Here is a 24,903-nt window from a genome sequence, read left to right as displayed (position 1 = left end):
TTAATTTAATATAGTTTTACATGGAGGATTACCCAAGTCCGGCTGAAGGGAACGGTCTTGAAAACCGTCAGGCGGGTAAAACCGTGCAAGGGTTCGAATCCCTTATCCTCCTTTTTCATATTATCGCGGGATGGAGCAGTCTGGTAGCTCGTCGGGCTCATAACCCGAAGGTCGTAGGTTCAAATCCTGCTCCCGCAATTAAAAACTAAAAACATTGGTTCCGTGGTGTAGGGGTTAACATGCCTGCCTGTCACGCAGGAGATCGCGGGTTCGATTCCCGTCGGAACCGTTTGGCTCGGTAGCTCAGTTGGTAGAGCAATGGATTGAAGCTCCATGTGTCGGCAGTTCGATTCTGTCCCGCGCCATTATGCGGGTGTAGTTTAGTGGTAAAACCACAGCCTTCCAAGCTGTTGTCGCGAGTTCGATTCTCGTCACCCGCTTTTAGTTTTTATGGGCCTATAGCTCAGCTGGTTAGAGCGCACGCCTGATAAGCGTGAGGTCGATGGTTCGAGTCCATTTAGGCCCATTTATTTTATTGGCCCGTTGGTCAAGCGGTTAAGACACCGCCCTTTCACGGCGGTAACACGGGTTCGAATCCCGTACGGGTCATGAAAGATACTTTTTGAGTATCTTTTTCTTTTTATCTGAAAGAATGATTTTAAAAAGCTTAGCAGAGTTATCTTTATGGATGATTGTGCTAAGCTTTTTTGGACAGTTCTAATGTAAAATATTTTTATATTTTTTAAGCAAAAAAATGAAAAAATACGAGCAGAAAACTGTTTTATCTGCTATACTTGGTTCGTTGCAAGTTCCCGAAAGGATCCGCAGGACGGAGATGCCTTGTAACCGAATTTAACTAGGGGGAATCATTATAATGGTAGAAAGACACTTATTTACATCAGAATCTGTTTCTGAAGGACATCCAGATAAAATTGCTGACCAAATCAGTGATGCAATCTTGGATGCAATTTTAAAACAAGATCCAACAGCACGAGTAGCGTGTGAAACGTCTGTAACAACTGGTCTTGTTTTAGTATTTGGAGAAATATCTACGACGGCATATGTAGATATTCAAAAAGTCGTACGGGAAACAATAAAAGAAATTGGTTATACACGTGCAAAATTCGGATTTGATGGAGATACAGCAGCTGTATTGGTTGCGATTGATGAACAATCTCCTGATATTGCTCAAGGAGTTGATGAAGCACTTGAGATCCGGGATGAAGATAAAAAAGACGTATTAGATGAGATTGGTGCTGGCGACCAAGGTTTAATGTTTGGGTTTGCTGTAGATGAAACACCAGAATTGATGCCTTTACCAATCGCTTTGAGTCATCGTCTGGTACGCCGCTTGGCAGATTTGCGTAAATCAAATGAATTAACGTATTTACGTCCAGATGCAAAATCTCAAGTAACGGTTGAATATGATGATCAAGGACAACCGGAACGCGTAGATACAATCGTTATTTCAACACAGCATGATGATGCAGTAGATAATGAAACAATTCGTCATGATGTCATCGAAAAAGTAGTGAAGGAAGTTATTCCAGCTGAATTATTAGATGATCAAACGAAATATTATATCAATCCGACTGGCCGATTTGTCATTGGTGGTCCTCAAGGGGATGCCGGATTAACAGGAAGAAAAATCATTGTTGATACGTATGGCGGTTATGCTCGTCATGGTGGCGGTGCTTTTTCTGGTAAAGATGCGACAAAAGTTGACCGTTCTGCCAGCTATGCTGCACGCTATATTGCTAAAAACATTGTTGCAGCAGGGCTTGCTCGCAAAGCAGAAGTACAGCTAGCTTATGTGATTGGTGTTGCTCAACCTGTTTCGATCTCAATCAATACTTTCGGTACTGGAACGGTTCCGGAAGAAGAACTGATTGCTGCAGTGAGAGAAAACTTCGATCTTCGGCCAGCAGGAATCATCGAGATGCTTGATTTGCGTCGTCCGATTTACAAACAAACAGCTGCTTACGGTCATTTTGGCCGTACAGATGTAGATTTGCCTTGGGAACATACGGACAAAGTAGATGCGTTGAAAGCAAGTTTAGCAAAATAAGTTATATTCAGCTGGAACGATCGCCAAGTGGTGGTTGTTCCAGCTTTTTTATGGCAGTTAACCTCTTGAAAAAGATAGTAATTATTTATCTATTTTTAGATCCTGTCATAATGAAAGGGAGGAATAAGATGAAAAAAGAAACAAATGTTACTTTGGTCACAGTGAGTATTTTCATTGCAACGTTCATGACGGCTATTGAAGGTACAATCGTAACAACCGCTATGCCAACGATTGTCGGTTCATTACATGGAATGGAAATCATGAACTGGGTATTTTCGATTTATTTGCTGACAAACGCTATGCTTACTCCGATTTACGGAAAACTTGCGGATAAAGTGGGACGGAAACCAATCTTTATTTTTGGGACATTATTGTTTATTATCGGTTCGTTATTTTGCGGTTTATCTCAAAGCATGATTGGGTTGATTGCTGCTCGTGCGATTCAAGGGATGGGTGCTGGGGCAATGATGCCAGTAGCTTTGACGATCATCGGCGATCTTTATTCTATTGAAAAGCGAGCAAAAGTTTTAGGTTTGAATAGTTCAGCCTGGGGGATTGCCAGTGTTTTTGGACCGCTTGCGGGAGGATTCATCGTTGAAACGATCAGCTGGCACTGGATCTTTTTTATCAATGTGCCGATCGGTATTCTATTAATTATTTTGATTTGGCTATATTTAAATGAACCAAAAATCATACATGAGTCTAAACCAATGGATATTTTTGGTAGTTTTAGTTTGATGGCTATGCTGGTCTCATTGCTGTTAGGGTTCCAATTATTAGGAGACGAGGGAATGAGTCCGCTTGTTTCTGCTTTGTTGCTAGGCAGTATCGTACTGTTGGGTGTTTTTATTTTTGCTGAAAAAAGAGCTAAAGATCCTGTCATCATGATGCATTTATTCAAAAATCCACTATTTGTTGTGGTAAACTTGGCTGCAGCATTGGCTAGTGGTTTTTTGATGGGAATCGATGTTTATATTCCTATGTGGATGCAAGGTGTATTAGGACTGAATGCAGCAATTGGTGGGTTGGTATTAGCACCATTATCACTAGTCTGGATGGTCGGTTCTTTCCTTGCAAGCAAGTGGATGACTCAAATGAAAACTCATTGGGTCTTGAGAATTGGACTACTAATCGCAGCTATTGGGGGCGCTTGGTTGTATCTTATGCCTTTCAGAAGTAACTATTTATGGTTTTTTGCTATATCAACGGTCATCGGTATAGGCTTAGGTGTGACCATGACTACCTCGACTGTCAGTGCACAAAATAGTGTATCTCGTGACCAGCTTGGTGTAGCAACTTCTTTTAATACGTTAGTTCGAACAATTGGTCAAACAGTCATGGTTTCTATTTTTGGTTTATTGATAAATGGGGTAACTAAACGAGAACTTGCAGCAGCAAATTTAACAAATGATGCAGATATCATGAATAAACTGGTGAATCCACAAACGGCTAAATATATTGATGCGGATATTTTGTTACCATTAAGAAAAATTCTTTATGATGGGTTACATTCCGTTTATCTAGTTGGCTTGTTACTCGTGATCATTGCTTTGGTCTTAACGCTTTTCGTTCATGAAAAAAGTGGTAAAATAAAACAGTAGTTTCGGTTAAGATATGTACATAGCCGAATCATTCAAATTTAAAGTTATTCAAAAATAACTTCTTACTAAGGAAGGCGAAAATATGGCATTTATTCAAGCAAATATTTATTCGAATGTGTTAGAAATGGAAGTCAATCTAAATGTGATACTACCGCAAACAACAAAAAAGGTGATTGGCACCAGTTCAGAGCAAGAGACAACGGATATACCTGTTTTATATTTACTTCATGGAATGGGTGGCAATCATAGTGTATGGGAAAGACGTACGTCGATTGAACGTTATGTAGCAGACTACGGATTAGCTGTCATCATGCCATCTACTGATCTTGGCTGGTACACAGATACAGTTTATGATATGAAGTATTGGACATTCATTGCAGAAGAGCTACCTGAGATTTGTCATGGATTATTCCCGCAATTAACAAGAAAAAGAGAAAAAACATATGCCGCTGGATTATCGATGGGCGGATATGGCGCGTTAAAACTAGGCCTTGCAAAATCAGAAAATTTCGCAGCAGTAATCTCTCTTTCAGGCGCTGTTTCTGTAGGGAATCGAATGGATGATCTTTTGATGGTTCGTAAAGCAGCTTTTTGGGAAGGGATCTTTGGACCATTGGATCAAATCGAAGGTTCAAAAAATGATCCGCAATACTTACTGAAAGAACTAGTAAAAAGCGGAAAACCAGTTCCAAGATTTTATATGGCTTGTGGGGAATCTGATTTTCTTTATCAGGCAAATCAGGAAATGGTATCTGCTATGCAGGAACAAGGCTTGGCGGTCACCTTTGAACAAGGACCTGGCGATCATAACTGGATCTTCTGGGACCAATGGATTCAACGTGCATTGGCGTGGCTAATGGAAGAAAAATAAAAAAAGAGTCTTAAAAAGATAGCTCCTATAGAGATCACAAACATAGTGATCTCTATAGGAGCTTTTTTACTGCTCGTTTTCTCTTCTTTTATTTTGTTGGCATAAGCCTTCAATATAGGTTTGTGCACTCGTTAGAAAGAGTGCTTTTTCATTCAATTCTGCATGGGACTGCATATTTTCTTTAAATCCCTCTAATTGATTTTCAACTACATAATTACGCATAAATAGAACTGTTTCTTTCAAAAATTCATTTCCGTCCATAATCTTTTGCCGAAGCTGCTGTTCATGCTGCTGATCCATTAACTGTCCAATCAATAAATTGTGGAGAGAGGCAATGGCCTGATGACTTTGGGTGACTGAAAATCCTTCACGAACAAGTAATTGGATCATTTGCTCCAAATGTTCTAATCGACTCGGAAAAGCGTGCACAGTATTGATTTCTAATTCTGCCCCACAAGGGAAACGTGTATAAAGGTCATAGTAATTTTCCATATACTGCAGCAACTGTTCATTCCAAGGCAAAGTTGGATCTGGAAGCGTTAATTCTTCTTCCATTGTTTCAGCCATTTTTTGCAAGAGCTGTTGTTTGTTTTTGAAATACCAATATAAAGCAGGTGCTTGAACATGAATTCTGTTTGCGATGTTTCGCATGGAAAGCTGCGAAAGAGCTTGTGTTTCAGCCAGGATATCAAAGGCGGCCTGAATGATGATTGCTTGAGAAAGCTTTATTTCCATTTTATCAACCTCGTGTATTGCATTATCTTTTTAAACATGGTAAATTGTTAGTCGGTCTAATTTTACAGTGTTAAATTAGTCCTGTCAATTTAAACAAAGGGGTGTAATCAACGAATGAAATTAATCTTACGACATGCGAAAAAATATAAAGTAGCTGTTTTTATTTCCTTGTTGTCCGTAGCAGTCATGGTTGCAGCAGCATTATGGCAACCTAAGTTACTACAGCAAGTATTGGAAGCTATTATTACAGAAGATAATGATGAAATGAAAACAATTGGTATTTACCTGATCAGTCTGGCTTTACTAGGATTAGCCGCAGGTGTAACGAACACGATTTTCTCTGCAAAAGTAGCTCAAGGCGTAAGTGCAGATATCCGAGAAGAAGCATTTCGAAAGATCCAGACATTTTCATTTGGAAATATCGAACAGTTCTCTGCTGGAAATCTTGTTGTTCGTCTAACAAATGATATCACGCAAATCCAAAATTTAGTGATGATTTCTTTGCAATCACTTTTTCGAATTCCATTCTTATTTATTGGTGCCTTCATTTTAGCTATGATCACGATGCCGCAATTATGGTGGATCATCGTAGCGCTTATCGTTACGGTATTTCTGATTACGGCACTTTCATTTACAAGGATGGGCAAGCACTTCATGATCATTCAAAAACTGATTGATCGTGTGAATAGCATTGCAAAAGAAAACTTACTAGGGATTCGTGTAGTGAAATCTTTTGTACAAGAAGAAAACCAATTGAAGTCATTCAGCAAAGTAAGTGAGGACTTAACAAAACACAACATCATAGTCGGTACATTATTTTCTGTGATGATCCCGTCCTTCATGCTGGCTGCCAATTTGGCTGTGGTTGGGGCGATCTTTTTTGTGAGCGATCTTGTTAAAGATGATCCTACGTTAATTGGTGGAATTGCTTCATTCATGAACTACTTGATGCAGATTATGATGGCAATCATTATTGGCGGAATGATGATGATGATGACTTCAAGAGCAGCCGTATCGCTGAAGCGGATTGCGGAAATTTTAGATGCTGAACCAGATCTTACTTATTTAGACGTTCCAGAACAAGAGTTGACGGGTTCTGTCACTTTTGACCATGTTTCTTTTCGTTATCCTGGTGAGGATACAGATACGCTTAAAGATATCAGCTTTTCTATCAAACCTGGAGAAATGGTTGGTATCGTCGGGGCGACTGGTGCCGGGAAGTCAACACTAGCACAATTGATCCCTCGTCTATTTGATCCGACAGAAGGCAAAGTTGAAGTAGGTGGTGTAGATCTTCGTCAAGTAAATGAAAAGAGTTTAAGACAAACGGTGTCCTTTGTTTTGCAAAAAGCAATTTTATTCTCAGGAACGATTGCTCAAAACTTGCGTCAAGGGAAAAAGAATGCAACAGAAAAAGAGATGGAACATGCTTCTTCTATTGCTCAAGCAAAAGAATTCATCGAAAAGTTATCTGATCGTTACGAAGCACCAGTAGAAGAACGTAGCAGTAACTTTTCTGGTGGTCAAAAGCAACGTTTATCCATTACTCGTGGCGTTATCGGTAATCCAAAGATCTTGATCCTAGATGACAGTACGAGTGCATTGGATGCTCGCTCTGAAAAGCTGGTCCGAGAAGCACTCGATCGAGATTTGAAGGGAACAACGACGATTGTCATCGCACAAAAAATTGCTTCTGTTGTCAAAGCAGACCGCATCTTAGTATTGGATGAAGGCAGATTAGTCGGCGAAGGAACCCATGAGGAATTGGTAGCTGGAAACCGTGTCTATCAGGAAATCTTTGAAACTCAAAAAGGAACGGAGGAGTAAGTATGACTGATCTAATAAAAGCAAGTAAATTTTTCTATCACTATTTGAAGCGGTACAAACTCTCCTTTTTCTTTATCTTTATCACAGTGATCATTGCTACCTATCTACAAGTAAAGGCACCTCAATACATCGGGGAAGCTTTTCAAGAATTAGCTAATTACGTAGGAGGCTTGATGCAAGGCGTAGACGATAAAAGCAAATTTGTTTCTGTAATATGGAAACTCTTGCTGTTTTATGTACTAGCTAGTGCAGCCAACTTTATCTATAGTATTTTGTTCACACAAGTAGTAGGGAAGTCAACGAACCGAATGCGTATCGGTCTATTCAACAAATTGGAAAAATTGACGATCCGTTTCTTTGATTCTCATCAAGACGGTGAAATTTTAAGTCGTTTTACCAGTGACTTAGATAATATTCAAAATAGTTTGAACCAAGCTTTGCTTCAAGTCATCACGAATGCTGTTTTACTTGTCGGGATCTTGATCATGATGTTCCGCCAAAATGTAGAGTTAGCTTGGGCTACAATTGCTTCCACTCCAGTAGCCGTTTTGATAGCTGTCTTGATTATCCGCAAAGCACGGAAATATGTGGATCTTCAGCAAGATGAAGTGGGGAAACTAAATGGTTATATGGATGAAAAAATCAGCGGACAACGTGTCATCATCACAAATGGCTTACAAGAAGAAACGATTGAAGGATTCTTAGAGCATAATCAAAGTGTTCGCGAAGCAACCTTCAAAGGACAAGCTTATTCTGGTCTACTATTTCCGATGATGCAAGGAATGTCACTGGTCAATACAGCGATAGTTATCTTTTTCGGCGGCTGGTTAGCATTAAATGGTGATTTGGAACGTTCGGTGGCATTAGGCTTAGTTGTGACATTCGTCCAGTATTCACAACAATATTACCAACCACTGATGCAGATTTCATCTGGATACAGCATGATCCAATTAGCGATTACAGGGGCAAGACGATTGAATGAAATGTTTGATGAAAAAGATGAAGTCAAACCAGAAAACGGTAAAGCATTTGATGGTGTTGAAAAAGGTCTTGCGTTGCAGCACGTAGATTTTGGTTATTCTCCAGAAAAACTAGTCTTGAAAGATGTCTCGATCAATGTGGACAAAGGAGAAATGGTTGCTCTTGTTGGTCCAACAGGATCGGGGAAAACGACGATCATGAATCTGCTAAACCGTTTTTACGATGTCAATGATGGTTCAGTAGTCATCGATGGAATAGATATCCGAGATTATGATCTTGATGCATTACGTAGACATGTAGGAATCGTTTTGCAAGAATCTGTATTGTTCTCCGGAACGATCAAAGACAATATCACATTCGGCAAACCGGACGCTTCAGATGAAGAAGTCATCAATGCAGCAAAACAAGCGAATATTCATGACTTCATCATGACGTTAGAAAAAGGTTATGATACAGAGATATCCGAAGAAAATAACTTATTCAGTACAGGTCAAAAGCAGTTGATCAGTATTGCTCGAACGATCATCACAAATCCATCTTTATTGATTTTGGATGAAGCAACAAGTAATGTAGACACGGTAACAGAAGCAAGGATCCAAAAAGCAATGGATGAAGCAATCAAAGGAAGAACCAGCTTTGTGATTGCTCACCGGCTGAAAACAATCTTGAATGCAGATAGAATCGTTGTCTTGCGTGATGGGGAAGTCATTGAAGAAGGCAGTCATCACGAGTTATTAGCAGAAAATGGATTTTATGCGGAACTTTATCATAATCAATTTGTATTTGAATAAAGAGGTTGTGAAAAAGCTGTCCTGCATCAAGTAATAAGAACAGCCAATCAAAAACAGCTTCTCATGTTTTTGATTTGGTTGGACTTATTACCGCAGATGCAAGCTTTTGAGCACCGTGAATAAAGAGGTTATGAAATCAACGCCTTAACCTGAGTATTAGAGAAAAAAACGCAAAACATATCATTTATGTTTTGCGTTTTTTATTTATCTTTTTTTCTCAATACAATATAAAATAGGCGGCTGGTTCTTTTGGTTGATAAACCGATAATTCAGCACATTATATGTTTCCTGTGGCAGTTTGGAACAAAAAGAATCAACCATATCCAGTTCTTTTTCTCCACCTTCATGACCATAGTAGACGACAAGGATCAATCGTCCGCGAGGCACAAGTCGTTTCAATATTTCTTCCATAGCTGTGCGTGTAGTCTCTGGCATAGTGATGATTGCTTTATCACTTTTTGGGAGATACCCTAGATTGAAAATCCCTGCTTTGAGATTTTGTTGTTCAGCTATCACTTCTCCTAAAGTTTCGTGGCCTTGTAGAAACAATGAGACACGTTCTTCTAACTGACGCTGTTCTAGCCTTTCACGAGTAGCATCGATTGCTTGTTGCTGGATATCGAAACTATAGACATGACCAGTTTTTCCGATGTGTTCTGCTAGAAAAACCGTATCGTGGCCATTGCCCATCGTTGCATCTACGACGTGATCCCCTGGTTGCAAGATTTCTTGCAGTAATGTATGGCTGAAATGCAAAGCAGTTTGCAACATCAGACGCTCACCTTTTTCCGTACATCATATTTTCCTTGGAAGCTATCTCTGCGAAGAAGTTCTTCATCAATTGCATTCAAGACTTCCCATTTTTTCAAGCTCCACATTGGTCCAATCAAGGAATCCCACGGCGCATCCCCTGTCAAACGATGGATGATGATCTCTTTTGGTATCATTTCCAGCTGGTCGCAAATGACATTGACATAGTCAGGACGGCTCATTAATTGAAGGCGACCTTCATGATAGTCCCGCAACATTCTCGTTTTGCGCATCAGATGCATCAAATGAAGCTTGATTCCTTGGATATCTGAATCTAAAATGGTGCGTCTGACATTTTCTTTCATCATTTCTAAACTTTCGCCTGGTAATCCGTTGATCAAATGCGTACAAACACGGATATTATGTTTGCGTAATTTAGCCACGCCATCTAAATAAGTTTGATAATCATGTGCTCGGTTGATCAGTTTTGAAGTTTCTTCAAAAGTTGTTTGCAATCCAAGTTCTACCCATAAATACATCCGCTCGTTCAGTTCAGCAAGGTAATCAACTACTTCATCTGGCAGACAATCCGGTCGTGTACCGACTGATAATCCTACGACACCTGGTAAATTGACTACTTGCTCAAATCGTTCTTTGATTATTTCAACTGGCGCATGGGTGTTTGTAAAATTTTGGAAATAAACGATGTATTGTTGGACATGAGGCCATTTTTGATGCATCATGTCGATTTCTTTCTGGAATTGGGTTGGAAGAGGGTCTTCAGGTGCAACGATCATGTCACCCGAACCAGATACACTGCAAAAAGTACATCCGCCATGGGCAACAGTCCCATCTCGATTCGGACAGTCGAACCCTCCATCGATAGGCACCTTGAAAATTTTCCCGCCAAACTCATTTCGTAAAGCGTAATTCCAAGAATGATATCTTTTATTTCCTTCTGAATAAGGAAAAGTCATTAAAAGTCCTTCTTTCTGTAAGAGTTATCTATTTGTTTTCTTTTTTCTCTATACACTGGATAAGTCAGGCACAGCCAAGAAAGACTGAGTAAGTAGCCGCCGATGATATCAGTAGGAAAATGAACGCCCAGATAAATGCGGCTTATCCCGACACTTACTATAATAAACACCATCAGCAATTGAAGCAATGTGCGTAAGGTTCTTTTTTGAACAAAAGCTGGAAGCAGAAATAGTAAAGAACCGTAAAGAATCATACTGCCTGCTGCATGTCCACTAGGGAAACTGTAACTTGTTTCAACTACTAAGTGCGCCAATGAAGGACGCTCTCGCATGAAAAATAGTTTGATCACCGGGTTGATGATTCCAACAATTACAATAAATCCAGAAACGAACCAAAATGTTTCTGCCCTTTTTTTCTTATACCACATCCATAAAGCCGCACAAGCAAATAAAATGATGACGGTAAGAGGATTACCGAATTTAGTCATAAAGAGTTGGTAGCTGTTCAGATCAGGATAAGAAGCTCTGACAATGCCTGTAAACCACTGATCGAAACCAGAAAGCCACGACAGATGGAACTTTACGATCCAGCCCAAAATGAAAAACAGGGCAAGAAAGAAGCTACCAGCCACCTGAAATGATGTTTTATATTTCATACAATTCCTCCTTTGAAGCAATGACTTATTATAGCATTTTTGGTCCAGCGAAAAAAACGGTAAAGAGATAAAACCAATGTATGATTCCTCTTTGAATAACCAATATTCTTATAAAAAAATAACTGTAATCGGAAAGACATTTTTTGGTAATGCAAATGAAATGTTAGGGAAATAAAATCAGTGTTTTTCGAAATCCTTTTAAACAAGAACGTAGACGTAGGAAGAACTTGAAAATGAACAGAAGTTGTTCATTACGGTAAATTACAATATGATTACAAAAAACAACAAAGCTCTTAAATAACTTTTAATAAATATTAAGAGAAGTTATAATTATTAATAATAGATAAATTGAAGTTGGAGGATAGAAGATGGAAAACATTGCAAGAAAAGAACGGAGACGTTTAGAACAGACCAAACGTTTTCGAAAAGCAAAACGAGGGGCAGCAATCGTGGGAACTGCGATGGTAGGCTGTTCTGTCGCTGCCCCATTAGTACAGCCGGTTCCTGTTCAAGCGGATGAAACACCTGTTCAGTTCGGCGCAAGAATCAATACAGCGGCATTTATCACAGAAATTGCTACTTATGCTCAACCAATCGCTCAAGCCAACGATCTATATGCATCAGTGATGATCGCACAAGCAGTTGTAGAAAGCGGTTGGGGCAGTAGTGCGTTATCTCAAGCACCTTATTATAATCTTTTTGGGATAAAAGGCAGCTATCAAGGACAAACCGTCTACATGGATACGCTTGAATTTTTAAATAATCAATGGGTAAATAAAAAGGAGCCTTTCCGACAATATCCTTCTTTTGCTGAATCTTTCAATGACAATGCCTATGTACTTAGAAATACTTCATTTGGCAACGGTTATTACTATGCCGGTACTTGGAAGAGCAACACGAAATCCTATACAGATGCGACAGCTTGTTTGACAGGGCGTTATGCGACTGATCCTGGTTACGCAGGCAAATTAAATAATATCATCGCAACTTACGGATTGACCCAATATGATACACCAGCTAGCGGAAACGCAGGCGGTGGAGCGACTACAGGTGGCAATAATACTGGAAGTACAGGTAGTACTGGCGGTTCAAGCAATTCTGGTAATACAAACTCAGGTTCAGCAACTTCGACCACTTATACTGTCCAATCTGGTGATTCTGTTTGGGGAATCTCAAATAAATTCGGTATCACAATGGATCAATTGATCCAATGGAACAACATCCAAAACAATTTCATTTATCCAGGACAAAAACTGACAATCAAAGGTAGCCAGGAAAATGGCTCTTCGACGAATAATTCCGGTAACAATACCAATTCTTCAGGAAATGCTGGTACATCAAACGGAGGACAAACAACTGGTGCGAAATACACTGTTCAATCTGGTGATTCTGTTTGGAAGATCTCAAATGATCACGGAATTACGATGGCTCAATTGATTGAATGGAACAATATCAAGAACAATTTCGTTTATCCAGGACAACAGCTAATCGTATCAAATGGCGGTTCTTCTAATGCTGGAGCAAATACTGGCTCAAATACTGGGAATACAAGTGGCTCTAGTTCGTCCAGCTCAAGTTCTTCTAATACAGCTTCAGGAACGAAATATACAGTTAAAGCCGGAGACTCTGTTTGGAGCGTCTCAAATAAATACGGAATTACGATGGCTCAGCTAATCCAATGGAACAATATCCAAAATAACTTTATCTACCCAGGACAACAACTGACTGTTTCAAACAGTGGATCAACAAACAGCACGTCAGGTAATACAGGTTCGTCAACCAATACAAATAACAGCAGTTCAGTTAATACTGGCAGCAGTTCGTCTCAAGGCACTTATACCGTGAAAGCAGGTGAATCTGTTTGGAGCGTGGCAAATAAAAACGGCATCACGATGGATCAGTTAATCGAATGGAATAATATCAAAAACAACTTCATTTATCCAGGACAGCAATTGATCGTTAAAGGTGGAACTTCGGCAAATACAAATACAGGTTCAACTACTTCTGCAGCGAAACCAAATACACCGAATACGTCTGCTACGACAAGTACATCATCCACTGGTAATACGATGTATACCGTGAAAGCGGGCGAGTCAGTTTGGAGCGTAGCGAACAAACATCATATCACGATGGATCAGTTAATCGAATGGAATAATATCAAAAATAATTTTATCTATCCAGGACAGCAAGTGATTGTGAAGAAAGGTTCATCTCAATCAACAAACCAACAATCAGTTACTGGTTCGAAAACCTATACTGTGAAATCTGGAGAATCTGTTTGGAGTGTTGCTGACAGTCATGGAATTACAATGGCTCAACTAATCGAATGGAACAATATTAAGAACAACTTTATTTATCCAGGTCAAACATTGATTGTAGCTAAATAAAATAGCTGTTCGAAGAAATAACGATTGAATTCCACAAAAATATTTGTTACTATAAGGCTACTTAAATATGACAACACTTGAAAAGGAAGTAGTAAAAAGACTGAAGTTTCAGAGAGCGCATGGCTGGTGAGAATGTGCACGGATGCTTTTGAACTCGCCTTTGAGTTGCCCTTGCTGAATACCCGAGTAAGCAAGCGGCGGTGACGGCCGTTACAACGTTCGAGGCCTTTTCACTAAGGTAAAATTAGGTGGTACCGCGTAGATTACGTCCTATAAAAAGAGCAATCTTTTTATAGGATTTTTTTATTTCTTTTGTGAAGTTTGAGAAACCAAAGCAAAAGGAAATAAAAATAAACAGATTCTGCCGGTTTTTTCGTTATATTTATAATAGAAACAAGTGTTTTCAATAGAACAGGAGGACAGCAAATGAGTTACAATCATAAAGAAATTGAGAAAAAATGGCAAAAATACTGGGCAAAAACGAATACTTTCAACACCCATGATGATCCTGAAAAGCCAAAATTTTACGCACTGGATATGTTTCCCTATCCATCCGGTCAAGGGCTACATGTAGGGCATCCTGAAGGTTATACGGCAACGGATATCCTTTCACGTGTGAAAAGAAGTCAAGGATACAACGTACTGCATCCAATGGGGTGGGATGCATTCGGTCTGCCTGCTGAACAATATGCGCTAGATACAGGAAACGATCCGGCTGAGTTTACCCAAAAAAATATCGAAACATTCCGACGCCAAATCAATTCTTTAGGATTTAGTTATGACTGGAATCGCGAAGTGAATACAACTGATCCGGAGTATTATAAATGGACACAATGGATCTTTACGAAGCTTTATGAAAAAGGTCTAGCTTATGAAGCAGAAGTAGCGGTAAACTGGGTACCTGAATTAGGAACAGTTATTTCAAATGAAGAAGTGATCGATGGGAAAAGTGAACGTGGTGGCTATGATGTAGTCAGAAAACCAATGCGCCAATGGATGCTGAAAATCACTGCTTATGCTGATCGCTTATTGGATGATCTAGAATTAGTTGATTGGCCAGAAAGCATTAAAGAAATGCAAAGAAATTGGATCGGTCGTTCGGTAGGATCAAATATTGAATTTAAAGTGGCTGGTACGGATAAATCCTATACCGTATTTACGACACGACCAGATACTCTATTCGGTGCAACTTACTCGGTTCTTGCACCTGAACTAGATCTTGTTAGAGAAATTACGACCCCTGAACAAAAAGCTGCTGTAGAAGCTTATATCGAAGAGACAGCTAAAAAATCAGATCTAAAGAGAACAGATCTTGCAAAAGAAAAAACAGGAGTATTTACTGGTGCTTATGCAATCAATCCAGTTAATGGCAAGGAAATCCCAATCTGGATCGCCGATTATGTATTATCTTCATACGGCACAGGAGCCATCATGGCTGTTCCGGCACATGATGAACGTGACTTTGAATTCGCTCAAACTTTCGGACTAGAAATTCTTCCAGTTATCGAAGGTGGAGATGTTGAAAAAGCTGCTTACACAGAAGATGGTACGCACATCAACTCTGAATTTCTAGACGGCATGAACAAACAAGAAGCAATCGATAAAATGAATGAATGGCTAGAAGAAAATGGCGTAGGGAAAAAAGAAGTCAGCTATCGCTTACGTGACTGGCTATTCTCCCGTCAACGTTACTGGGGTGAACCAATCCCAATCATCCATTGGGAGGACGGAACAGTCACAGCTGTCCCAGAAGAAGAGCTACCATTACGGTTGCCTAAGACAAAAAACATCAAGCCAAGCGGTACTGGAGAATCTCCATTAGCAAATATCGAGGAGTGGGTCAATGTCGTTGATCCTGTAACAGGTAAAAAAGGCCGTCGCGAAACGAATACAATGCCACAATGGGCAGGAAGCTCATGGTATTACCTGCGTTATATCGACCCTCATAACAAAAAAGAACTAGCAGATTATGAAAAGTTGAAGCGTTGGCTACCAGTTGACATCTACATTGGTGGAGCAGAACATGCGGTACTTCATTTACTATATGCACGATTCTGGCATAAATTCTTATACGATATCGGTGTTGTTCCTACAAAAGAACCATTCCAAAAACTATACAATCAAGGAATGATCTTAGGCGAAAACAACGAAAAAATGTCAAAATCTCGTGGTAATGTAGTCAATCCTGATGATGTGGTCGAAACTTACGGTGCAGATACACTGCGCATGTACGAAATGTTCATGGGGCCATTAGATGCTTCGATTGCTTGGAGCGAAAATGGCTTAGAAGGAAGCCGTAAATTCTTGGATCGTGTATGGCGTTTGATCGTTGATGAGAACAATAAAATGCGTGACCGTATCACTACATTGAATGATGGCAAGCTTGATAAAGTGTATCATCAAACAGTGAAAAAAGTGACAGAAGACTATGAAAATCTTCATTTCAATACAGCAATCTCCCAATTGATGGTCTTTATCAATGAAGCCTATAAAGTGGACGCTCTGCCTTATGAATATATCGAAGGATTTGTTCAACTACTCGCACCGATTGCTCCTCACATGGGTGAAGAACTATGGGCAATCCTTGGAAATGATGGTGGTATTTCTTACGCACCATGGCCAACATACGATGAAGCAGCACTTGTTGAAGATGAAGTAGAAGTTGTTTTCCAAGTAAACGGTAAAGTTCGTGCGAAAAGCAATGTTCCCCGAGACTTAGGAAAAGATGAGCTAGAAAAAGCAGCATTAGCCAATGAAATAGTGCAAGAATATATTGAAGGCAAAACAGTCAGAAAAGTTATTGCGGTACCAAACAAGTTAGTCAATATCGTTGCTAATTAATTGGCTCTTTGTCAATAAGGACTGATGAGTTGTGCAAAATCAAATCTGGGCCAGAATGAACTTCATTCTGTCTCAGATTTTTTGTTATTTCAAATTGATTAATTGATTGATCAAAAAGTTTTTGATTTTCATGTTCTCAAACACGTTCAATGTCTTTTTCTTCTGAATGGTCTTGTAAGAGATCTCTGTAATCATCAAATTTTTGTCTATTAATCTTAGTATTTTTTGATGTATAAACTACCTGAAATTGAGAGTACATACCAAATTCATAAATTTTTTATTAGTGGGACTAGTGATTGTATGGATTTTGACGCATAATGAATGAAGTATGAGAGAAGGAGAGACAAATGGATCAAGAACTATTTATTATCGAAGTATTATCAGCTAAACAAAAAATTATCGAGAAAGCGAAAAAAAGAGCGAAAAGAATAATGTTCAAGCTTTTAAGCTTAGTATTTTTCTCTGGTTTGCTTTTTTTCGGAGCTGTATCGTTCCTATATCGCCATATGAGTGCAGTAGTCCGTTCAGCTGAAGGGATGCAAAAATTAAATAATTTGTATCACTTTTCGTGGGGAGTTGGCGGAATAACAATTGTTGTGCTTATTGTTTTTCTTCTACTTATTTGGCTCCGTTACCATCAATTGTCGCGTCATTTCGATCAATGGCTTAGTCAAAGAGCACAACAGTTTTTACATAATAAACCAACTTCTCAAGATGATGACTATCTTTATTTTGAGAAGACTTCGACGAGTCAAGCTTTTCGGATACAAAAAAGTGATTGCCAGTTATTGCTGAGATCACTTGATGATTTACCTGTCTACTTAGGCGAAAGCAAATCAAAATTCGGAATGAACACATTCCATATTTTTTTACTAGAAAACGAACCCAGATGGGAAAAAAGCCAGTCTTCGCCTGGTGGATACCTGACAACTAAGATGAGTACATTAGTCACTGGTTTTTTCCTCATTCTTTTAGCTGGAACAATCTATTATGGGAGATACACTCAGCCAAAAATGTCTTCTCATATAAATGCTGCTTCTCACATGACAATGAACTCAACTAACGATACGCATATACAAAAGACAAATGAAGGGTTGTTAGCTGATCCTAAGCAAAAGGTAAATTTGACAACACAAACGATAAATGATCTCAAACTTGATACAGAGACGCACTCTCTCTATATGACAACAGATAGTGGTGCTAATTGGGTATTTGTGCCGATTGATTCGCAATGGTTGCGTTTTGGCGAATACACCCTGACAACGGGGCTGATTCCTGAAGGTTATTGGATGGACAACACATATGATATTTCCGCCGATTTCTCATGGTTTATCTATTCTTCTGGGGATGATGTACGTCTGCTGACTTCAAGAGATAATGGTAAAACATGGCAAACGTCTATTATCACCCAATCAGTTCAGCCGATACGTTATCGAAAAGCAGTATTTTATGGCAACGATGGTCTATTTATCTGTACATCAGCCAGTGGGATGTCTGCAGAAACTTTGTACATTTACACTACTATGGATGGCGGAATCACTTGGATAAAAAGTGGAAGTACAATGATCAATCAGCCAGTACAAAATGTCAGCTTCGTTACAACTTCTTTAGGTTTTGTTTCGACACGTGAAAGTTTGTTTTATACAAATAACGGAGGACGCTCATTCAAAGAATCAGTTCTGTCGATTCCGGAAAACTATCAGACAGGGGGGATAGATCTTTTTCAATCACCAAATGAAGTTACTCAAATAAGCGCGAATACGTTAGAGACAAAATTTTATTTGTTGAAAAAAGGACCAATCGATGCAGGGAAAATGTTTGCCTGCCTCTTCCGTTCAACTGATAACGGGGAAACATGGCAATTCGTTCAGCAACTATCGCAAGTAGAACAAGGAGATTAAAGAAGAGAGATTGTGAGCCTGACGTTCAGCTCCGAGTCACAAGAAACAAATTCAAAAAACAGCTTCTCATATTTGTTGAATAGTGTAACTCGTGATTCGGAGTTGACAAGAGCAACAAGAAGCGATTTTGAAGAATAGCTTCTCGTATTTTACAAGATCGTGTCTTATTGCCGATAGGTTGTCTCTTGAACACCGTTTATTCGTAAAAAGGGATTGTGACAAGACTGTTGTCACTACTTACCGAACGAAACTGAAGGAGCTATCCAAAAAGTATCATTAGTATTATTCTTTGTGTTTCTAGTGGCACCACTAGTACATTTAAAAAAGCTATCGATCATGGACTAATCATACATGATCGATAGCTTTTTAGATAATGTTTGTTACGCTATCTGAAATTGACTATTATAAAGACTGGCATAAAGCGTTGGTGATTGGAGTAGTTCAGAATGTGTTCCTTTTTCGACGATATCGCCATTCTTCATTACAAGGATCATGTCTGCATTTTCAATCGTTGACAAACGGTGTGCAATCACAAAACTTGTCCTATCTTTTGTCACAGCTTCCGTTGCTTGCTGAATCAATGCTTCTGTTCGTGTATCTACGCTAGAAGTTGCTTCATCTAAAATAACGACAGGAGGATTCGCTAGAATGACTCGAGCAATTGTCAATAATTGTTGCTGTCCTTGAGATAACGTGCCGTTTTCGCTAGAAATGATCGTATCATATCCGTCTGGCAGTGTTCGAATAAAGTGATCACATTGTGCGATTTCAGCCGCTTCGATAATTTGTTCTCTTGTGGCATCCATTTTCCCGTAGGCGATATTATCAGCTACCGTTCCTTCAAACAGCCAGGTATTTTGTAAAACCATCCCAAAAGAACGACGTAGTTCTCCACGTGAAAGCTTGGTAATATCAAGACCGTCGAATTCGATCTTTCCTTTATTCAGTTCATAAAAACGCATCAGCAGATTGACTAAAGTCGTTTTTCCTGCACCAGTTGGACCAACGATCGCTACCGTTTGTTTTGGCTTTAATGAAAAATCGACTTGATTCATCAATATTTTATCTGATGTGTAACCAAACTGTACATTTTTGAAAGCTATTTTTCCTTTCGGTTGTTCTAAAAGTCTTGCATCTGGAAGGTCTGGAATTTCATCTGTTTCATCTAATATCTCAAATATCCTATCGATTGCTGCCATTGCGGATTGGATCGAGTTGATCACATAAGAAGCGGTAGAAATTGGTTCAGAAATCTGATTGATGTACTGAAGGTAAGCTTGTAAGAAGCCGATCGTCACACCACCTGATAGAACAAGCATAGCACCGAATACCGCACTTATGATGAAGGCGAGTTGATTAATGAAACGAATGGCCGGATAGATAGCAAAGTTCATAAATTGAGCACGTTTAAAAGCGTTGTATTGCTTTTTATTTACTTCGTGTATAGCAGCTTCTGCATGAGCTTGCTGATTGAATGTTTTGACCACTAGATTACCAGCTAAGATTTCTTCCATTCGATTATTTAAAACACCCAGTTCATACTGATTCTGTTCAGAAATCTGTTTGTTTTTGTTCGCAATCTTAGTTGTAACAATTGAACTGCCAACGATCAGCAATAAGACGAGTAAAGTAAGCTTGCTTTCGATATAAAACAGCATCAGACCGGCAGCAGCTATTGTTACGACAGAAGTGAAAAATTGATTGATACCTGTCAATAACACTTGAGAAAGCTGATTGAGTCCGGTAGTCGTTCGACTGATGATGTCGCCGACTTGATGATTATCAAAAAACGACATCGGTAACGTTTTGAATTTTTTTGTGATTTCTTTTCGCACCCTCAATGTGATCTTTTCGCTTAATGCTGCCATTGTACGTTCTTGGATAAATGAAGCAATACTGCTTAGGACTGAGCAGCCGATCAGCAATAAGACAGGGAACAGCAATGCTTGTTTGATATCACTGAAAGAAAGCTGTCCAATACCTGTTTTTCTTATTTCTGATAAGAGATCATCGATCCCGATTCCCATGATCAAGGGCATGGCTACGACTAATAGGTTCCCGAATAAACTGCATAGAAACAATCCGTAAAAATATTTATGTTCAGGTTTGATCATTTTCCAAAAACGTATCAAAGCACGCGTGTTCAACGTTTTTTTCTTTTCCATCGTATCCCTTCTTTCTATATTCCTTGTGATTTTGCAAACTCCTGATAAGTTTGGCAATTAGACAGTAGTTCTTCATGAGTACCTTGTCCAACGATTTTTCCTTCATCTAAAACAATGATGTTATCTGCTTGTTGGATCGTACTGAGGCGTTGAGCAACAATCACGAGAGTTTTCTCCGACATGTGTTTATGAAGGGCTGCTCTTAATGCTGCGTCTGTTTTATAATCTAAAGCGGAGAAACTATCATCGAATACATAGATCTCTGCTGGTTTGATCAACGCTCGAGCAATACATATCCGCTGTTTCTGGCCACCTGAATAATTAGAACCGCCTTGAGCAACAAAGCTATCTAATCCATCCGGAAGAGTGTCCACTAGTTCTTCTAATTGGGCGATCTTGATCGCTTTAGCCAATTCTTCTGGTAAGGCATGTTCATTTCCCATCTGCAAGTTGCTTAAGATCGTACCGCTGAATAAGAAAGCTTTTTGAGGGACATAACTGATGTGGGAGCGGATCTGTTCTTGAGTCATTTGAGTAAGAGGAATACCACCAAGGGTTACTTTTCCTATCGTAGGGTCACTAAGTCTCAAGAGAAGTTTCGCCAAACTACTTTTTCCAGATCCGGTCCCGCCAACGATCGCTGTTGTTTTTCCTTTAGGTATTGTGAAATCAATATCTTCTAGAACTGGATCAGAGATTTCAGTATATTTAAATGTGACATGTTCAAAAGCAGCTGCATTTGTCTGATCAAAGGTTGATTCAGCCACTGTTTTGATCGTCTCTTCCTCAATTTCGATCTCTGCTTGCAGTATTTCTTCTATCCGTCGTAATGAGGCAAACGATTTAGGGATAATGACCAATACCATAGCTGCGATCATCAAGTAAGCAAGTGTCAGCATAGAGTATTCGACTACAGCAGTCACGACACCGATTTGTAATGCTCCTTCTGCTACAAGATTTCCGCCAAACCACAAAATAGAAGCATAAACGATTCCCATGAGCAAAAAAGCAATTGGAGTGACCCAAGCAAATATTCGGTTCACTTTGATCATTTGATTAGCATAGTCAGCAAAGCTCTTATTCGTTCGCTTTTCTTCATATGATTGATTATCAAAGGCACGGATCATATTAATCCCAGTAAAGAATTCTCTCAATGTGATGGTGATCCGATCCATTTTTGGCTGGATACTCAAAGATAAAGGTGCCCCTCGTTTCATCAGTCGATAAACGATCCATACATAAAAAACAACAGAGATCAATGTAACCCATGTTAGTAATAGAGAATAACGAAACATCATGAGAATGGTGAAAACGCAAATAACCGGTGCTGGTAAGATCATTTGGCAAAATAAAACAATCATTTGCTGGACATTATCGACATCATTCGTCATTCTTGTCAAAAGAGATCCAGAACTAAAACGACTGATATCCTTCATTGACAGCTGTTGGAATTTACGGAAATATTTCTCCCGCGTTTGGAATCCAAACCTAGCGGATGCCAATGCTGAAAAGTAACTAGAGGCAACCGCAGCAATCGTTCCTAGAAACGCCACAAGCAGCATTTCAACTCCAATTTTTTTTATAACTGAGGCTTCGCCACTTGCTATACCTGTGTCGATCAGCTTTGCTACTAATTTTGGTACACCTAATGTACCGGCGATTTGTAAACAGATCATCACAAAGGTAAGGAGAGCGAGTCCTTTGTTTTTCTGTAAGAATGTTTTTAAGATAGACATATTATTCCTCCTTTTTTCCTGATACTTTTCGATTCTATACCTTCAAGTAACTTGAAGGTCAATAGAAAAAAGAATAAACTGGAAAAGAGGTGAGAAAAAATGAAAAAAATGTATACGATTGGCCAAGTATCGGAACTATTTGATTTGCCAAAATCAACGATCCGCTATTGGGATGAACAAGGATTAATCCGTTCAAGTAGACAAGAAGAGAATGATTATCGATTGTTTGATATCGATGATATTTTTATGCTTTATGATATCGTTTTTTATAGAAAATTAGATATACCGATCAAACAGATGAAGAATTTATATGGAAAAACATTGACGGAGTTATATGAGACACTTGATGAAACAGAAAGAAGAATCCATAAAGAACTGGTGGTGATGAAACAAAAACAAAAAGAGATAAGGGCGCGAAAAAAACAGTTGAAATTGATGATCGATACAAACGAGGAAGAATTTCCTGTAGAAGAGATCCCTTTTGACTGTATGATCTCAACGGAGTTTGAAGATATTGTGGAAATCAAAAAATTTCTACCTAACTATTCAAGCTTTGGGATGATGAGTATGCCAGCTTCCAGTTCACAGACGATGTATGGATTTTTTATCGACCCTAGTGAAGTACATTTATTTACTCAAGACGTGATTTGGGAGAAAAAAGATACGGCTGTTTATCGTCGATTCTTATTGAAATCCGAGATGAACCATGCGGAACGTAATAATATTTTAGAAATCAGAGAAAGAATGTATGAAAAAGGATGGAAAACAGGAGAAGTGATCGGCCAGTATCTATTGACGAATACGGATGAAAACAATATCAGAACTGAATATTATCATGCATGGATAGAAATGAAAAAATAGGAAATATGTGTTTAAGATAACTCGGAAATGATGGTTGTTTTAGTTATAAAGAAAAATTTTCTGGTTCGATTACGGGTTTAATGTGGGGGATTATTAGTCGTGGATAGATAGAATTTTAGTTTTTTAGAGGAAATATGTCTTTAAAAATGGAACGGTTGCAATTTTTAGCGATATATACGATGTAATTGACCTCTTAAAAAAGTATGGAAAAATAATTGTATTGGGTGTTATGTATAATTCATGGTGAACTGAGACTAATGAGAAGAAAAATTCATATTGTTATGAGTGAGATTGTATCAGATGAGAATGATAAATTAAATAGGTGCATAAAAGCATTACACTTAAAATACATTGTTGCTTACATTATTACAATATGTTAATAAGGCAAAAATAAATAGATGGATTGAATAAACATATTTTTTAATCAAATAGTCTCTACTGTGACTTTCCTCAGCTATCGGTGATACTACCGATAGCATTTTTTTTGCTTATAAAATAATTATAAGTATTTAGAGATTTTTCTTCTAACATTCTTCAGACAAGAAAAATCACAAATGTTATTGTTATTTTTTGATATTATTTTTAAGAATGATTATTTTTTTATAGAAATTTTAAAAAATAAAACACGTTATTTATGGATAGTTAGTTTGTTATTTGGTAATGTTATAGAAGTTGACTGGTAGTGATTTATTTTTCATCGTTTTATAAAAATGTTATTTTTTTGGAAAAATTCACAAATATGTAACGAATGTTTTTCTGGAATTTGCTGTGTTAAAAAGCAGTATGACTAATATAAATACTATTATCATTTATGCAATTTTTTATGGATAGTAATTTTAGAGGGGAATCAATGAAGGAAGAATAGAAGGGAAAAATAGTTGCAAATACGCCAGTTAGCAAAAATAGCAATACATCTTCAAGCTTTAAAATTCGAGAGAATCATCTTGGTAGTGGAATCAACTACAACAAAAGGATTAAACCAATTAATAGATAGAATTACCAATGGAAAAATAGAAAAGGTAGTTATTCTATACAAAAGTTGTTTAATTCGCTTCGGTTATGAACTTAGTGAAACCCTTTGCAATATATGGTACAGAATATAGAAATTATTGACATTACAGAAAATGATGAAGATTTAATACAGATTGTCACTATTTGTAGATACCTTTTACAAGGAAACCGAGCCAATAAAGCTAAGAAGATGATTAAGGAGTTGATGGAAGACGATACAAGTTAAGAAAGTAAAACTACGCCCAAATAAAGAGCAAAAAGAGTAAGTGGACGTGGAAAATGCAAGAAATGAACCATCGATTCGGTGGACAGTTTATTAGTAATGACGGTTTGAGAACATCCATGACGAGAATGAAGGAACATCCTAAATGCGTTTAGTTGAACCAAGTGCCAAATAATATGGCCAAATAAGCGATCAGTTATCGATGAATCCCAAGTATTCTAAACTATATATTCATTTTGATGCTAAGCATTGATATATTTTTTTGGGATTGATGAAGGTTAACCAATACAGGGACTCACTGATGAAATTCTAGAGTCTGACCTTGGTATCAACGATTTAGTGATTGTTTCTAATGGAAAAGTATAAAAGTATATAAGTACATTAACAAAATAACTATTAGGGTTACGCTCCAGCTTGTGCAAGGCACTGGCAGGAGGAATCGTGAAATCATAATTATGGTTAAGCCACACGGACAACTAAAAGTCATACAAAGCTATCGAATCAATCAACAGAAGACAATC

Annotated in this window: 15 protein-coding genes, 7 tRNA genes, 1 pseudogene, 1 riboswitch and 1 other annotated feature; of the genes and pseudogenes, 17 read left to right on the top strand and 6 right to left on the bottom strand. The window is 38.4% G+C overall.

The window, feature by feature from the left end; genetic code table 11:
* Positions 1-22 precede the first annotated feature (22 nt).
* The 10 genes from RBL01_RS11650 to RBL01_RS11605 all read left to right on the top strand — a co-directional run bounded on the left by RBL01_RS11650 (position 23) and on the right by RBL01_RS11605 (position 4,540).
* A tRNA-Ser gene (locus RBL01_RS11650) sits at positions 23-112 on the top strand.
* A gap of 12 nt (positions 113-124) precedes the next feature.
* Positions 125-198, top strand: a tRNA-Met gene (locus RBL01_RS11645).
* A gap of 18 nt (positions 199-216) precedes the next feature.
* Positions 217-289, top strand: a tRNA-Asp gene (locus tag RBL01_RS11640).
* 3 nt (positions 290-292) lie between these two features.
* Positions 293-365: transfer RNA gene (locus RBL01_RS11635), tRNA-Phe, on the top strand.
* A 4-nt stretch (positions 366-369) separates the two neighbouring features.
* Positions 370-440, top strand: a tRNA-Gly gene (locus tag RBL01_RS11630).
* Between the two features lie 12 nt (positions 441-452).
* A tRNA-Ile gene (locus RBL01_RS11625) sits at positions 453-526 on the top strand.
* A gap of 11 nt (positions 527-537) precedes the next feature.
* Positions 538-609, top strand: a tRNA-Glu gene (locus RBL01_RS11620).
* Between the two features lie 188 nt (positions 610-797).
* Positions 798-877: riboswitch (SMK box riboswitch) on the top strand.
* On the top strand, positions 875-2,068 hold the full coding sequence (metK, locus tag RBL01_RS11615; RefSeq protein WP_002318393.1) for a methionine adenosyltransferase: 1,194 nt from the start codon (positions 875-877) through the stop codon (positions 2,066-2,068). Its footprint overlaps the riboswitch before it by 3 nt.
* 128 nt (positions 2,069-2,196) lie before the next feature.
* On the top strand, positions 2,197-3,669 hold the full coding sequence (locus RBL01_RS11610) for an MDR family MFS transporter (protein WP_002318392.1): 1,473 nt from the start codon (positions 2,197-2,199) through the stop codon (positions 3,667-3,669).
* Positions 3,670-3,751: 82 nt separating this feature from the next.
* Entirely contained in the window at positions 3,752-4,540 is a 789-nt protein-coding gene (locus RBL01_RS11605) for an alpha/beta hydrolase (protein ID WP_002318391.1), read from the top strand.
* 66 nt (positions 4,541-4,606) lie between these two features.
* On the opposite strand, the gene RBL01_RS11600 is transcribed toward RBL01_RS11605, so the two are convergent.
* On the bottom strand, positions 4,607-5,275 hold the full coding sequence (locus tag RBL01_RS11600; RefSeq protein WP_002318390.1) for a TetR family transcriptional regulator: 669 nt from the start codon (positions 5,273-5,275) through the stop codon (positions 4,607-4,609).
* 114 nt (positions 5,276-5,389) lie between these two features.
* On the opposite strand from RBL01_RS11600, the gene RBL01_RS11595 reads away from it, so the two are divergent.
* Together RBL01_RS11595 and RBL01_RS11590 are read left to right on the top strand one after the other, a co-directional pair.
* On the top strand, positions 5,390-7,102 hold the full coding sequence (locus RBL01_RS11595) for an ABC transporter ATP-binding protein (protein WP_002318389.1): 1,713 nt from the start codon (positions 5,390-5,392) through the stop codon (positions 7,100-7,102).
* 2 nt (positions 7,103-7,104) lie between these two features.
* Positions 7,105-8,874: an ABC transporter ATP-binding protein gene (locus tag RBL01_RS11590; protein WP_002318388.1), complete on the top strand. Its 1,770-nt coding sequence runs from the start codon at positions 7,105-7,107 to the stop codon at positions 8,872-8,874.
* Between the two features lie 204 nt (positions 8,875-9,078).
* Here RBL01_RS11590 and RBL01_RS11585 read toward each other — a convergent pair whose 3' ends face one another.
* The 3 genes from RBL01_RS11585 to RBL01_RS11575 are packed head-to-tail and all read right to left on the bottom strand — an operon-like array spanning position 9,079 to position 11,257.
* On the bottom strand, positions 9,079-9,645 hold the full coding sequence (locus RBL01_RS11585; RefSeq protein WP_002285906.1) for a class I SAM-dependent methyltransferase: 567 nt from the start codon (positions 9,643-9,645) through the stop codon (positions 9,079-9,081).
* Positions 9,645-10,601, bottom strand: coding sequence for a TIGR01212 family radical SAM protein (locus RBL01_RS11580; RefSeq protein WP_307780969.1), 957 nt, complete (start codon positions 10,599-10,601; stop codon positions 9,645-9,647). Before RBL01_RS11580 ends, RBL01_RS11585 begins: the two co-directional genes overlap by 1 nt.
* Positions 10,601-11,257: a phosphatase PAP2 family protein gene (locus RBL01_RS11575; protein WP_307780970.1), complete on the bottom strand. Its 657-nt coding sequence runs from the start codon at positions 11,255-11,257 to the stop codon at positions 10,601-10,603. The genes RBL01_RS11580 and RBL01_RS11575 overlap by 1 nt, the downstream gene beginning before the upstream one ends.
* Positions 11,258-11,625: 368 nt before the next feature.
* Between RBL01_RS11575 and RBL01_RS11570 the strand changes: the two genes are divergently transcribed.
* From RBL01_RS11570 to RBL01_RS11560, 3 genes are all read left to right on the top strand, one after another.
* Positions 11,626-13,644 carry a LysM peptidoglycan-binding domain-containing protein gene (locus RBL01_RS11570; RefSeq protein WP_002307949.1) on the top strand — a complete coding sequence of 673 codons (2,019 nt, stop codon included), beginning with the start codon at positions 11,626-11,628 and terminating at the stop codon, positions 13,642-13,644.
* 69 nt (positions 13,645-13,713) lie between these two features.
* Positions 13,714-13,920: a binding site (T-box leader), on the top strand.
* Positions 13,921-14,070: 150 nt separating this feature from the next.
* Complete coding sequence (leuS, locus tag RBL01_RS11565; protein ID WP_002318867.1) at positions 14,071-16,485, top strand: leucine--tRNA ligase; 2,415 nt, start codon at positions 14,071-14,073, stop codon at positions 16,483-16,485.
* 347 nt (positions 16,486-16,832) lie between these two features.
* On the top strand, positions 16,833-18,386 hold the full coding sequence (locus tag RBL01_RS11560) for a WD40/YVTN/BNR-like repeat-containing protein (RefSeq protein ID WP_002377241.1): 1,554 nt from the start codon (positions 16,833-16,835) through the stop codon (positions 18,384-18,386).
* A 380-nt stretch (positions 18,387-18,766) separates the two neighbouring features.
* Here RBL01_RS11560 and RBL01_RS11555 read toward each other — a convergent pair whose 3' ends face one another.
* Both RBL01_RS11555 and RBL01_RS11550 read right to left on the bottom strand, forming a co-directional pair.
* Positions 18,767-20,551, bottom strand: a complete 1,785-nt coding sequence (locus RBL01_RS11555; protein ID WP_410779633.1) for an ABC transporter ATP-binding protein — start codon at positions 20,549-20,551, stop codon at positions 18,767-18,769.
* A 14-nt stretch (positions 20,552-20,565) separates the two neighbouring features.
* On the bottom strand, positions 20,566-22,287 hold the full coding sequence (locus tag RBL01_RS11550; RefSeq protein WP_002319096.1) for an ABC transporter ATP-binding protein: 1,722 nt from the start codon (positions 22,285-22,287) through the stop codon (positions 20,566-20,568).
* Positions 22,288-22,386: 99 nt separating this feature from the next.
* On the opposite strand from RBL01_RS11550, the gene RBL01_RS11545 reads away from it, so the two are divergent.
* Together RBL01_RS11545 and RBL01_RS11540 are read left to right on the top strand one after the other, a co-directional pair.
* Positions 22,387-23,148, top strand: coding sequence for a MerR family transcriptional regulator (locus RBL01_RS11545; protein WP_002307953.1), 762 nt, complete (start codon positions 22,387-22,389; stop codon positions 23,146-23,148).
* 943 nt (positions 23,149-24,091) lie between these two features.
* Positions 24,092-24,385, top strand: a pseudogene (locus RBL01_RS11540) (IS607 family transposase); the annotation flags it as partial.
* Positions 24,386-24,903: the final 518 nt, after the last annotated feature.

This window comes from Enterococcus sp. SB12, assembly GCF_030910025.2.
Classification (GTDB): domain Bacteria; phylum Bacillota; class Bacilli; order Lactobacillales; family Enterococcaceae; genus Enterococcus_B; species Enterococcus_B faecium.
Note: the sequence above shows the minus strand (reverse complement) of the source record. Positions and strands in the feature narration are given on the sequence as shown.

Excerpts from the sequence above, each read along its gene's own strand:
- RBL01_RS11595 (WP_002318389.1), top strand. The coding sequence starts at position 5,390 with ATGAAATTAATCTTACGACATGCGAAAAAATATAAAGTAGCTGTTTTT.
- leuS (WP_002318867.1), top strand. The coding sequence starts at position 14,071 with ATGAGTTACAATCATAAAGAAATTGAGAAAAAATGGCAAAAATACTGG.
- RBL01_RS11550 (WP_002319096.1), bottom strand. The coding sequence starts at position 22,287 with ATGTCTATCTTAAAAACATTCTTACAGAAAAACAAAGGACTCGCTCTC.
- RBL01_RS11610 (WP_002318392.1), top strand. The coding sequence starts at position 2,197 with ATGAAAAAAGAAACAAATGTTACTTTGGTCACAGTGAGTATTTTCATT.
- RBL01_RS11600 (WP_002318390.1), bottom strand. The coding sequence starts at position 5,275 with ATGGAAATAAAGCTTTCTCAAGCAATCATCATTCAGGCCGCCTTTGAT.
- RBL01_RS11605 (WP_002318391.1), top strand. The coding sequence starts at position 3,752 with ATGGCATTTATTCAAGCAAATATTTATTCGAATGTGTTAGAAATGGAA.
- RBL01_RS11590 (WP_002318388.1), top strand. The coding sequence starts at position 7,105 with ATGACTGATCTAATAAAAGCAAGTAAATTTTTCTATCACTATTTGAAG.
- RBL01_RS11585 (WP_002285906.1), bottom strand. The coding sequence starts at position 9,645 with ATGTTGCAAACTGCTTTGCATTTCAGCCATACATTACTGCAAGAAATC.
- metK (WP_002318393.1), top strand. The coding sequence starts at position 875 with ATGGTAGAAAGACACTTATTTACATCAGAATCTGTTTCTGAAGGACAT.
- RBL01_RS11570 (WP_002307949.1), top strand. The coding sequence starts at position 11,626 with ATGGAAAACATTGCAAGAAAAGAACGGAGACGTTTAGAACAGACCAAA.
- RBL01_RS11580 (WP_307780969.1), bottom strand. The coding sequence starts at position 10,601 with ATGACTTTTCCTTATTCAGAAGGAAATAAAAGATATCATTCTTGGAAT.
- RBL01_RS11575 (WP_307780970.1), bottom strand. The coding sequence starts at position 11,257 with ATGAAATATAAAACATCATTTCAGGTGGCTGGTAGCTTCTTTCTTGCC.
- RBL01_RS11545 (WP_002307953.1), top strand. The coding sequence starts at position 22,387 with ATGAAAAAAATGTATACGATTGGCCAAGTATCGGAACTATTTGATTTG.
- RBL01_RS11555 (WP_410779633.1), bottom strand. The coding sequence starts at position 20,551 with ATGGAAAAGAAAAAAACGTTGAACACGCGTGCTTTGATACGTTTTTGG.
- RBL01_RS11560 (WP_002377241.1), top strand. The coding sequence starts at position 16,833 with ATGGATCAAGAACTATTTATTATCGAAGTATTATCAGCTAAACAAAAA.